This is a genomic window from Pengzhenrongella sp. (assembly GCF_036565025.1).
Classification (GTDB): Bacteria; Actinomycetota; Actinomycetes; order Actinomycetales; family Cellulomonadaceae; genus Pengzhenrongella.
Window position 1 is genome coordinate 1 of the sequence record NZ_DATCNW010000002.1, and the last position, 11,492, is coordinate 11,492.

Annotated in this window: 10 protein-coding genes; 1 reads left to right on the forward strand and 9 read right to left on the reverse strand. The window is 71.5% G+C overall.

The annotated features are described in order from the left end of the window. From nuoE to VIM26_RS00045, 7 genes are all read right to left on the reverse strand, one after another. Positions 1–747: NADH-quinone oxidoreductase subunit NuoE (gene nuoE / locus VIM26_RS00015; protein ID WP_331948250.1), on the reverse strand; the 747-nt coding region annotated here is incomplete at its 3' end. After that, positions 747–2,099 (reverse strand): NADH-quinone oxidoreductase subunit D, encoded by a 1,353-nt coding sequence (locus tag VIM26_RS00020; RefSeq protein WP_331948251.1) that lies wholly within the window; start codon positions 2,097–2,099, stop codon positions 747–749. The genes VIM26_RS00020 and nuoE, both read right to left, overlap by 1 nt. Next, on the reverse strand, positions 2,099–2,839 hold the full coding sequence (locus VIM26_RS00025) for an NADH-quinone oxidoreductase subunit C (RefSeq protein ID WP_331948252.1): 741 nt from the start codon (positions 2,837–2,839) through the stop codon (positions 2,099–2,101). Before VIM26_RS00025 ends, VIM26_RS00020 begins: the two co-directional genes overlap by 1 nt. Then, a complete protein-coding gene (locus VIM26_RS00030) occupies positions 2,836–3,390 on the reverse strand; it encodes an NADH-quinone oxidoreductase subunit B family protein (RefSeq protein WP_331948253.1) in 555 nt (184 codons plus the stop codon). Before VIM26_RS00030 ends, VIM26_RS00025 begins: the two co-directional genes overlap by 4 nt. Positions 3,391–3,428: 38 nt before the next feature. Continuing rightward, complete coding sequence (locus VIM26_RS00035) at positions 3,429–3,791, reverse strand: NADH-quinone oxidoreductase subunit A (RefSeq protein ID WP_331948254.1); 363 nt, start codon at positions 3,789–3,791, stop codon at positions 3,429–3,431. Positions 3,792–3,849: 58 nt separating this feature from the next. Next, positions 3,850–5,136 carry a geranylgeranyl reductase family protein gene (locus VIM26_RS00040; RefSeq protein ID WP_331948255.1) on the reverse strand — a complete coding sequence of 429 codons (1,287 nt, stop codon included), beginning with the start codon at positions 5,134–5,136 and terminating at the stop codon, positions 3,850–3,852. Between the two features lie 102 nt (positions 5,137–5,238). Then, positions 5,239–5,934: a demethylmenaquinone methyltransferase gene (locus tag VIM26_RS00045; protein WP_331948256.1), complete on the reverse strand. Its 696-nt coding sequence runs from the start codon at positions 5,932–5,934 to the stop codon at positions 5,239–5,241. A gap of 432 nt (positions 5,935–6,366) precedes the next feature. On the opposite strand from VIM26_RS00045, the gene VIM26_RS00050 reads away from it, so the two are divergent. Then, entirely contained in the window at positions 6,367–7,731 is a 1,365-nt protein-coding gene (locus VIM26_RS00050; protein ID WP_331948257.1) for an isochorismate synthase, read from the forward strand. A gap of 639 nt (positions 7,732–8,370) precedes the next feature. On the opposite strand, the gene VIM26_RS00055 is transcribed toward VIM26_RS00050, so the two are convergent. Continuing rightward, the gene (locus tag VIM26_RS00055) at positions 8,371–10,209 is read right to left on the reverse strand and encodes a trypsin-like peptidase domain-containing protein (protein ID WP_331948258.1); all 1,839 of its coding nucleotides are present in this window, start codon (positions 10,207–10,209) and stop codon (positions 8,371–8,373) included. A 157-nt stretch (positions 10,210–10,366) separates the two neighbouring features. Further along, positions 10,367–11,492: thiamine pyrophosphate-dependent enzyme (locus tag VIM26_RS00060; protein WP_331948259.1), on the reverse strand; the 1,126-nt coding region annotated here is incomplete at its 5' end.

An 11,492-nucleotide genomic window follows, 5' to 3' on the forward strand; every position in this document is an offset into this window, starting at 1 on the left:
GCTCGACTGGTGGCCGCCCGAGGCCGGCGTCGCGTCACGCGGTTCGACGGCGTCGGGCGCCGCCGCGACGGGTTCGGCCGGGAAGGCCGGCGCCGTCCAGCCGTTCTCCTTGGCGAGCGCGAGCCCGCGCAGGGTCGCCTCGCCGGCGCCGACGCCCTCGTCCGCGCGGCCGTCGGAGAACCCGGCGAGCACGCGGGACATCGCCTTGAACGAGGCCACGCTCTCGGCGCCGCGGGTGGGCACCAGGGGCTCGTTCATGCGCAGCCGGTCGACCGCGTAGCGCGCGCTGGCGGGGGTCTGGTTGTCGAAGAACTCCCAGTTGACCATCATCACCGGCGCGTAGTCGCAGGCCGCGTTGCACTCGATGCGCTCGAGGGTCACCTTGCCGTCGGCCGTCGTCTCGTCGTGCCCGATCTCGAGGTGGTCGCTCAGCGAGTCCCAGATGGCGTCGCCACCCATCACCGCGCACAGCGTGTTGGTGCACACCCCCACGGTGTACTCCCCGTTGGGGTGGCGCTTGTACTGCGTGTAGAACGTCGCGACCGCGGAGACCTCCGCGGTGCTCAGCGAGAGCACGTCCGCGCAGAAGGCGATGCCGACCGGGCTGACGTAGCCGTCCTCCGCCTGCACGAGGTGCAGCAGCGGGAGCAGGCCCGAGCGCGCCTCGGGGTAGCGGGCGACGATCTGGGCCGCGTCCGCCCGCAGCCTGACGAGCTGTTCTTCGTCATAGTTCTTGTCACGCGTCATCAGCGGTCCACCCCTCCGAGCACCGGGTCAAGCCCCGCGATAGCGACGACGACGTCGGCGATCTGGCCGCCCTCGCAGATCATCGACGTGGCTTGCAGGTTGTTGAACGACGGGTCCCGGAAGTGGGCCCGGTACGGACGCGTGCCGCCGTCGGACACGAGGTGCACGCCGAGCTCGCCGCGCGGGTGCTCGACGGTCACGAACACCTGACCGGTCGGCACCCGGAAGCCCTCGGTCACCAGCTTGAAGTGGTGGATCAGGGCCTCCATCGAGGTGCCCATGATCTCCCGGATGTGGTCGAGCGAGTTGCCCATCCCGTCCGAGCCGATGGCCAGCTGGGCCGGCCACGCGATCTTCTTGTCGGCAACCATGACCGGCCCCGGGCCCATGGCCTGGAGACGATCGAGGGTCTGCTCGACGATCCGCATGGACTGGTGGCACTCCTCCAGGCGCAGCACGACCCGCGAATAGGAGTCCGCGTCGGTCGAGGTCGGGACCTCGAAGTCGTACGTCTCGTAGCCGCAGTACGGCTGGGCCTTGCGCACGTCGTACGGCAGCCCGCTCGAGCGCAGCACCGGCCCGGTGACCCCGAGCGCCATGCACGCGGACAGGCTCAGGTGCCCGACGTCGACCAGGCGCGCCTTGAAGATCGGGTTCGCCAGCATGAGGTCCTCGAGCTGACCCATGTAGTGCCGCAGGGTCACCAGCGCCTCGCGGACGTTGTCCAGCGCACCCGGGGGGATGTCCTGGGACACGCCGCCGGGGCGGATGTACGCGTGGTTCATGCGGAGCCCGGTGATGAGCTCGAAGACCTTCAGGACCTCTTCGCGGGCGGTCAGGCCCACGGTCATGATCGTCGTCGCGCCGAGCTCGTTGCCGCTGGTCCCGAGGCACACCAGGTGCGAGGAGATCCGGTTGAGCTCCATCATCATCACGCGGATGACGGTGGCCCGTTCCGGGATGTCGTCCGTGATGCCGAGCAGCTTCTCCACGGCGAGGCAGTAGGCCGCCTCCTGGAAGAGCGGGGCCACGTAGTCCATCCGCGTGCAGTACGTGACGCCCTGGGTCCAGGTGCGGAACTCCATGTTCTTCTCGATACCCGTGTGCAGGTAGCCGATCCCTGCGCGGGCCTCGGTGACGGTCTCGCCGTCGATCTCGAGCATGAGCCGGAGCACGCCGTGGGTCGACGGGTGCTGGGGTCCCATGTTGACGACGATGCGTTCCTCGCCGAGGCGCGCAGCCTCCTCGGCGATGTCCGACCAGTCGCCGCCGGTGGCCTCGAACGTGGGGACGCCGTCGGCGGACGCGTCGTAGATGTGGGGGGTGGCGTGGGGTGTGCTCGTATCAGTCATCAGCTGTAGGACCTCCGCTGGTCCGGCGGTGGGATGGTGGCGCCCTTGTACTCGACGGGAATTCCGCCGAGGGGGTAGTCCTTACGCTGTGGGTGACCCGGCCAGTCGTCGGGCATCTCGATGCGGGCCAGGGCGGGGTGGCCGTCGAACACGATCCCGAAGAAGTCCCAGGTCTCGCGCTCGTGCCAGTCGTTCGCGGGGTAGACCGCGACGGTGGAGGGCAGGTGCGGGTCGCCGTCGGGCACCGCGACCTCCAGGCGCAGGCTGCGCGAGTGGGTGACCGAGGTCAGGTGGTAGACGGCGTGCAGCTCGCGGCCCGTCTCGTGCGGGTAGTGCACGCCGGACACGCCCAGGCTCAGCTCGAACCGCAGGTCCTGGTCGTCGCGCAGCGCCTGGCACACCGGCACGAGGTTCGCTCCGGCGATGAACAGCGTCAGCTCACCGCGGTCGACGACGACCTTCTCGACGGCGTCCGCGAACGGGATGCCCTTCTCGCCGAGGACCTCGGCGAGCACGTCGACGCAGCCGTCGAACCAGCCGCCGTAGGGGCGCTCGCTCTGTCCGGGCATCGTGATCTCGCGGACCAGGCCGCCGTAGCCGGACGTGTCGCCGGCACCCTCGGCGCCAAACATGCCCTTGCGGACGTCGACGACCTCCAGGCGGGGGCGGTCGCCCGCGGGCGGGCCGTGCTGTTGCTGGGCGAGCTCGGTCGCCTTGCGGGTCGCGTCGTCGTCGCTCACGGGAGGAGGCCCTTCAGGTGCGAGGTCGGGGTGGCCTCGAGCGCAGCGGCCTCGGCGACGCGCGCAGCCTCGTGGCGGTTCACGCCGAGCGGGGCGGTCTGGATCTGGTCGTGCAGCGCGAGGATCGCGTTGATCAGCATCTCCGGGCGCGGCGGACAGCCCGGCAGGTAGATGTCGACCGGCACGATGTGGTCGACGCCCTGCACGATCGCGTAGTTGTTGAACATGCCGCCCGAGGACGCGCAGACGCCCATCGAGAGCACCCACTTGGGCTCCGGCATCTGGTCGTAGACCTGGCGGACCACGGGGGCCATCTTCTGGCTGACGCGACCGGCGACGATCATCAGGTCGGCCTGGCGCGGCGAGGCGCGGAAGACCTCCATGCCGAAGCGGGACAGGTCGTAGCGGGGCCCGCCGGTCGCCATCATCTCGATCGCACAACATGCCAGGCCGAACGTGACCGGCCACAGCGAACCCTTGCGGAAGTACCCCGCGAGGTTCTCCACCGTGGTCAGCAAGAAGCCGGACGGCGCTGCCTCTTCGATACCCATCTATGCCTGCCCTCCAACGATGTCTTCCACGGCTGCGGTCACTCCCACTCGAATCCTCCGCGGCGCCATTCGTACACGAACGGCACCGTGATCATCACGAGGAACACCAGCATCGCCACGAGTCCGTACATCGCGAGCTCGGTGAAGTTCACGGCCCACGGGTAGAGGAACACGACCTCGATGTCGAAGATGATGAACGTCATCGCGACCAGGTAGTACTTGATCGGGAACCGGCCGCCGCCGATGGCGTGCGGCGTGGGCTCGATGCCGCACTCGTACGCCTCGAGCTTGGCGCGGTTGTAGCGCTTGGGGCCGATGATCATGCTCGTCGCGACCCCGCCGAGGGCCATCACTGCCGCGACGGCCATCATCACCAAGATGGGGACGTAGGGATTCGTCATCGTGGGCCTCTCCTGCGGGGACGGTGGGTCGATGTGCTGGTCGTGCTCGTGCTCGTGCTCATGCGGCCGGCGCCAATCTGCTCAGGCCCGAGATGACCCGGTCCACCATGTCGCCGCCCCGCGGTTCGTAGCAGTCCGAGAGCAGCTTGAGCGTGAAGCGCATGAGCAACGGCCGGGACAGCCCGTACTTGGTGCAGATCCGCATGATCTGCGGGTGCTCGATGAGCTTCACGAAGTAGCGACCGAGCGTGTAGTACCCGCCCAGGTCCTCGCGCATGATGCGCGGGTAGGTCTCCAGCGCCCGCTCGCGCGCCGAGTCCGTGGTCCGGGCCTTGGCCTGCACGATGGCGTCCGCGGCGACCCGGCCGGCCTGCATCGCGTAGGCGATGCCCTCGCCGTTGAACGGGCTGACCATGCCACCGGAGTCCCCGACGAGCATCAGCCCGCGGGTGTACAGCGGGGTGCGGTTGAAGCCCATCGGCAGCGCCGCGCCGCGGACCGGCCCGATCTGGTTCTCGGGAGTGAACTCCCACTCCTTGGGGGCGTTCGCCATCCACTTCGCGAACAGGTCCTTGTAGTCCACCTTGGTCGCCGCGGCGGTCGAGCTCACGCTGCCCAGGCCCACGTTCGCGGTGCCGTCGCCGAGGGCGAAGATCCAGCCGTACCCGGGCATCAGGTTCGACTTGTGCGGCTCACCGTCCCAGAGCTCGAGGTGGCTCTCCATCATCGGGTCCTGGTGCCGCGGGGTCGTGAAGTACGTGCGCACGGCCACCCCCATGGGGCGGTCCATCCGCTTCTCGAGCCCGAGCGCGAGCGGCAGGCGCGCCGAGACGCCGTCGGCCGCGATGACGACGGGGGCGCGGTAGGTGATCTCGTCGCCGCTGCGGCGGCCGTTGTCGTCGACGGGGCGAGCGGTGACGCCCACGACCCGGCCGGTGCGCTCGTCGAGCACCGGCCCGGTGACGTTCGTTCGTTCGAGCAGCTTGGCGCCGGCGGATCGGGCATGCTCGACCAGGGCGTGGTCCAGGCTCATCCGGGTCTTCGCGAGGCCGTACGCGGGGTAGCTCGACAGCTCGGGCCACGGCAACTCCAGGCGGTGCCCGCCGCCGATGACGCGCAGGCCGGCGTTGCGGATCCAGCCGTCCTCCTCGCGGATCGGCAGGCCCATGGCGACCATCTCGCGCGTCGCGCGCGGGGTCAGTCCGTCGCCGCAGACCTTGTCGCGGGGGAACGAGGCCTTCTCCAGCAGGAGCACGGTCAGGCCGGCGCAGGCGCAGTAATAGGCGGCCGTGGAACCGGCAGGGCCGGCTCCTACGACGATGACATCCGCGTCATCGGTGCCCATCTGACTCACTGTCCCGCCCTCTTGTGAAGAAGTTCACGTACGCCAGCGCACCACTGTAAGCCAGGCGCGAGGGACTTTCTGCCCAGAGCGATATTTCCCGCTCTAGAGCGGCCGAGTCCCCCTGTGCAGCGCGACGATACCGCCGGACAGGTTGCGGTAGGCGACGTCCCGCCAGCCCGCCGCGCGCAGCAGGTGGCCGAGCGCGCGCTGGTCGGGCCAGGACCGGATCGACTCGGACAGGTACGCGTACGCGTCCGTCTCCTTGGACACCGCGCGCGCGATCACCGGCAGCGCCCGCATCAGATAGTTCTCGTAGACCGTCCGGAACGGCGCGAGCGTCGCGTGCGAGAACTCGCACACCACGAGCCGCCCGCCCGGGCGCGTGACGCGCAGCATCTCGCGCAGCGCGGCGTCGGTGTCGACGACGTTGCGCAGGCCGAACGAGATCGTCACGGCGTCGAACGACTCGTCGGCGAACGGCAGCCTGGTGGCGTCGCCCGCGACGAACCCGAGGTCCGGCCGGCGCCGCTTGCCGACCGCGAGCATCCCGTAGGAGAAGTCGCACGGCACGACGTCGACCCCGGCGTCCGCGAGCGGCACGCTCGAGGTGCCCGTGCCGGCCGCGAGGTCCAGCACCCGGTCGCCGGCTTGGACGCCCAGCGCGCGGATGGTCGCCGCGCGCCAGCGCCGATCCTGACCGAGGGACATCACATCGTTCGTGAGGTCGTAGCGGGAGGCGATGCCGTCGAACATCTCGGCGACCTCGTGGGGCTGCTTGTCCAGGCTTGCACGCGACATGCGCCCATCGTCTCAGGTCCGACAGCCTCAAAACCCCCCCCTCGCCCGATGTACGTCCCCGGTGTGCCATTCCCGGCCCCCTCGCCAATCGCCCACGTCAGGTGCACGGGTCGGGTGGCGGCGGGGGCGCACACGGGGCGAGGGCGAGGGTCGTCGTCGGGGACAGGGGTGAGCGCGCGCTGGTTGCGGTGCTGGTTGCAGCGAAAGTGCGCTCGGGCGCACATCGGCTGCAACCAGCGAGACAACGAGGCGGGTCGGCGGCGGGAGGGCGGGATTGCGACGGGGGCGACGTCGGGCGGGGCTGCGACGGGGCTACGTCGGGCACGGGGTGCGACGGGGCGGGCAGGTCGGGGCAAACGACGGGGCGCGCGGGTCGTCGTCGGGCAGGGGCTGCGGGAGAAGGTTGGCGGGGGCGGTCTTAGGGTTGGGGGGATGACCACTTCGTCCAGCCCGGCCGCCGGCGCCGTCCCGCAGCCCCTCGTGGTGCGGACGGTGCGGATCGACGATCCCGGCGCCCTGCTCGATCTGCTGCCGCGCGACGCGGCGCTCGCCTGGGTGCGCCGCGGGGACGGCATCGTGGGCTGGGGCGAGGTGCTCCGAGTGCCGGTCACCGGCCCGGACCGGTTCGCCGACGCCGAGCGCGCATGGCACGAGGTGCTCTCCCACGCCGTCGTGCGCGACGAGGTGCACCTGCCCGGCACGGGCGCGGTCGCGTTCGGGTCGTTCGCGTTCGACGAGGACTCCCCCGCCGGCGGGGTCGTGGTGGTGCCCGAGGTCGTCGTCGGGCGCCGCGGCGGGACCAGCTGGCTGACCACGATCGAGACCGGCGCGCGGATCGGGGCCGCACCCTCACTCGCCGCCGTGGCACGCGGCCGCACGCCTGTGACCTCGCCGGGAGCAGTCACGTTCGCCGACGGCGCGGTCAGTGCGGACGGCTGGCTGCACGTCGTCGCGCGCGCCGTGGCCGCGATCCGTGCGGGCGAGGTCGACAAGGTCGTGCTCGCGCGCGACGTGGTCGCCCGGACCGATCACCCGCTCGACCCGCGCTGGGTGCTGGACCGGCTCGCGGACGGCTACCCGTCGTGCTGGACGTTCAGCGTCGACGGCATGCTCGGCGCGACCCCCGAGCTGCTCGTGCGCAGCGAGAAGGGCCTGGTCACCTCGCGGGTGCTCGCCGGGACCATCCGCCGCACCGGCGACGACGACGCCGACCTGGCCCGCGCGGCGATCCTCGCGCATTCCTCGAAGGACCTCGAGGAGCACGAGTACGCAGTGTCCTCGGTGGCCGACGCGCTCGCGCCGTTCTGCTCCTCGACCAACGTGCCCGACGTGCCGTTCGTCCTGCACCTGCCGAACGTGCTGCACCTGGCGAGCGACGTGACGGGGGTTCTGGCAGCCGCGGACCCCGGTCACGCGGGTGGCCTTGGTCACACGGGCGGGCTCGCGGGCTCCAGCGGGCCCGGCCACTCGGGCGCGCCGTCGAGCCTCGCGCTCGCGGCGGCACTGCACCCAACGGCCGCCGTCTGCGGCACGCCGACCCAGGCCGCGCGCGAGCTGATCGGCCGGATCGAAGGCATGGAACGGGCCCGCTACGCCGGTCCAGTCGGCTGGTTCGGGGCCGACGGCGACGGCGAGTGGGGCATCGCGCTGCGCTCCGCCGAGATGGACCCCGACGACCCCCGACGCATCCGGCTGTTCGCCGGCTGCGGCGTCGTCGCGGCATCGAATCCGGCGGCCGAGCTCGCGGAGTCCGAGGCGAAGCTCATCCCCATGCGCAGCGCCCTAGCCTCAGACTGACCGGGCCGGCACACGCGCAAATCCCCGCGCGGCCGCCCCTCGCCCACCAGCCTCCCGCCTGGCTACTCCCAAGTCGCGATCCTGGACGCCGAATTCGTCAATTTGATGCGAGCTCGTCGGTTTCGACCGGCGAACTCACGGATAGATGACGAACTCGTGGGTGGCTGACCGACTCGCGGGCCGAGCTGGTCGCCGGCTCGCCGGCCGACCGGCTCGCCGGTAGCCGGTGAGCTCAACGCCGGGGTCAGCCCGTCAGTCTCGTCAGTGAGCGGGCTCAGTGCATCTCTCAGTGCAGCCAGAGTGCAGTGAATGAGTCGTTTTGGTGCACTTTCGCTGCACAGAGCGCTGCACTGACGTCGAGCGGCAGGCCGAGCAGCGGGTCGGCGAGCGGGGTTTGAGAGCGCTCGAACTCGGAGGTCTACGTCGAACTCGGACACGACAGTGTGCGAGTTCAACCTCAGACTCCGAGTTCGACCTCGACCTCAACCTCAACCTCCATGTTCGGCGGCAGGGTGCGCCGTCGACCTCAACCTCCATGTTCGGCGGCGGGGTCCGGGCGGTTGCACGGCCGAGCGGTGACGTCCTGGGGGACGTCACCGCTCGGGGTTGGGGGATTCGGAGCGCGGGGCCTCGGTCCTCCTAGCCGTTGTTGCCCTGGCCGAACGGGTTCTGGCCGCCCTGGCCCTGGCCGGTGCCGCCGTTCGATCCGCTGCCCGAGCTATCGGCCGTGGCTGCCTTCGCGGCGAGCGTGACGTTGATGTCGAGCGCCTTGCCGCTGCGCACCACGGTCAGCTTGGCCGTGGACTTCGCGGCGAGCTCGCGGACGTAGGCGGTCAGGGACTCCGCTCCCGCGACGGGCTTGGAGTTGATCGCCACGACGACGTCGCCGGTCTTGATCCCGGCGTCGGCGGCCGGTGAGCCGGAGGAGACCTCCTTGACGTCGGCGCCCTGGCGGGTGACACCGTCGGCGGTCGCCTTGCCGTCGGTGAGCGACACCCCGAGGAACGCGTGCTCGGCCGTGCCGGTCTTGACGAGCTGGGCGGCGATGTTCCGGGCCAGGTTGATGGGGATGGCGAAGCCGAGCCCGATCGAACCGGACGTGCCGCTGCTGCCCGAGAGCGTCGCGATCGACGACGTGATGCCGAGCACGCGGCCCTTCGCGTCGAACAGCGGGCCGCCGCTGTTGCCGGGGTTGATCGCGGCGTCGATCTGGATCGCGTTCGTCACGACGACGTCATTGCCCGTCTCGGCCGACGCGGAGACCGGCCGATCGACGGCGGACACGATGCCTGTGGTGACCGTGTTCGCAAGCCCGAGCGGGTTGCCCACGGCCATCACGGGCTCGCCGACGACGGCGGAGTCCGAGGCGCCGAGCGCGGCCGGGGACAGGTCCTTCGGCCCGTTGGTGAGCTTCACCACGGCGAGGTCCGACGTCGGGTCGGTGCCGACGATCTTCGCCTTGTACAGCCGCCCATCGCTGAGGGTGACCTGGACGGAGTCCGCACCGGAGACGACGTGGTTGTTGGTGAGGATGTGCCCGGCCTTGTCGATGATGACGCCCGAGCCTTCCGCGCCGCCGTTCGTCGTCGTGACCTGGATGGCGACGACCGAGGACGAGACCGCAGACGCGACCTTCTCCCAGTCGGGGCTGTCGGAGCTCGAGCCGGACACCGGCGCGGTGTCAGGGGTGGTCGTGCCGAGGGTCGAGAGCGAGGCGGGCGTGGCGTTCTTGGAGTTGTTGTTGTCGAAGGCGCCCGTGAACCCCGCCGTGGCGAACGAGGCAATCAGCGCGGCGGCCGCCGCGGCACCGACCACGCTCACCCAGAGCCGCTGTGGGCGCACCTTCGTGGTGCCCGACGGCGCGGCGGAGGTCGCGGGGTCGACGGGGTAGCCGGCCGGCGGGTAAGGGGGCTGCGGGTAACCGGCCTGCGGGAACCCAGCCTGTTGGTAGCCCGCCTGCGGGTAGCCCGCCTGCGGGTAGCCCGCCTGCGGGTTCGTGGCGTGCGGGTTCGGACCGGGCGCCGCGAACGGGTTGCTGGACGCGTCCGGCTGGACCGGCGCGGGCTGGGCCGCTGCCGGGGCACCCCAGCCGACAGGTGGCTGCGGTGCGGGGTGGCCCCAGCCCGTCGACATCTGCGGCGCGCTGGTCGGCCGCTCGGCCTGGTGCTGCACGGGCGGCTGCGGCGCGGGCGGCTGCTGTGCCGGCGGCTGCTGTACCCACGGCTGCTGCGCCGCGGGCTGCTGTGTCGGCGGCTGCGGCGCCGCTGGCTGCTGTGTCGGCGGCTGCTGTGCCACAGGCTGCTCTGCCGGCGGCTGCTGCGCCACGGGCGGCGGCGGGAACTGCTGGGTCGGGTTGACCGGGACCTGTTGCGTGGCCTCGACCGGCACCTGCTGGGTCGACTCGGAGCCGGATGCCGATCCAGCCCCTTCGGCGCCGGCGCGCTCTGGGGTCTGCTCGTTCTCGGGGCTGTTGGTCATGAGGGCCTCCTTCTTCGTGAACCATCAGACCTCGGGCTGCTGGAGGCAGACCCCAAGGTTCCTGAGAATTCGCTGCGAGTTTCGTTGATGCGCCACTTCACGCGGGTACAGCGACCCGGGTCGGCGCCGGGCGGGCGGACATCGGTCGGGTGCGCGGTCAGTCAGGTGGAATTCGGTCGAGGGCCTGCGCGACGGCCGCAGCGAGCCGCGCGTGCAGGTCGCGCCGGCGCAACCGGTCCACCCGGACCTCCACGACGCTCAGTCCGGGGCCTGGGGTCGCGAGCGCGATCGCGACGTCACCGGCCTCCCGCACGATCTGGTGGCGCACCCCGTAGCCGGCGCACAGGGCGCCGAGGTCCGCGCCGTGCGGAGTCCCGAACACCCGCTCGAACGCGGCCGCGTGCTCGGGCGCGCCGTGTTCGAGGATGCCGAAGATCGAGCCGCCGTCGTCGTTCGCGACGACGATCTGCAGGTCGGGTTCGGGCTCGAGCGGCCCGCGGAGCAGCCCGCCGACATCGTGCAGGAACGTCAGATCCCCGAGCAAGGCTCGCACGCGACGGCCGGGGGTCGCGAGCGCGACCCCGATGGCGGTCGAGATCGTTCCGTCGATGCCGGCCAGGCCGCGGTTGGACAGCACCGCGGGCGCGACGTCCCAGTCGGCGACGAGGTCGAGGTCGCGCACCGAGTTGCTCGAGCCGACGACGAGCACGTCCCCCGGCAGCGACGCCCGGGCGACCTCGCGAGCCAGCAGCGGGCCCCGCACGCGCGTGCCGCTGCGCGAGCGCCGACCCCCGCGGGGAACCGCGTCGAGCACCTCGTCGATCGCTTTGATCGCCGCAGCACCGGCGTCCTGCCAACGCGCCAGCCACTCCGCCGCACTCGCGACCGGGGTGACCGGCGTTCCGTTCTCGCGTCCCACCAGGCGCGGCGGCACCTCGGCGAGCGCCGTGTCCGCACGCCGCGACGCGTCCGGCCACGGGGCGCCGCGCGGGGCGATGACCAGGACCTCCACGTCGTCGCGCGCGAGCAGCGTCTGCACCTCACGCGAGAGCGTCACCTTGCCGAGCACGACGGCGCGCCGGACCGCCCCACCGAGCTCGGGCCGCCCGAGCAGCAACCGGTACGCGCCGATCGCGTGCTCTCCGCCGCGCGCCCCGGAGGACGGCTCGGCGAGCAGCGGCCAGCCGTTCGCCTCCGCGATCTCGCGCGCGACCGCTCCCGCTCCGTCGCCGGCCACCACGACCGTCGGCACCTCGTCGTCGGGCCGGCGCGCGGCGGGGACG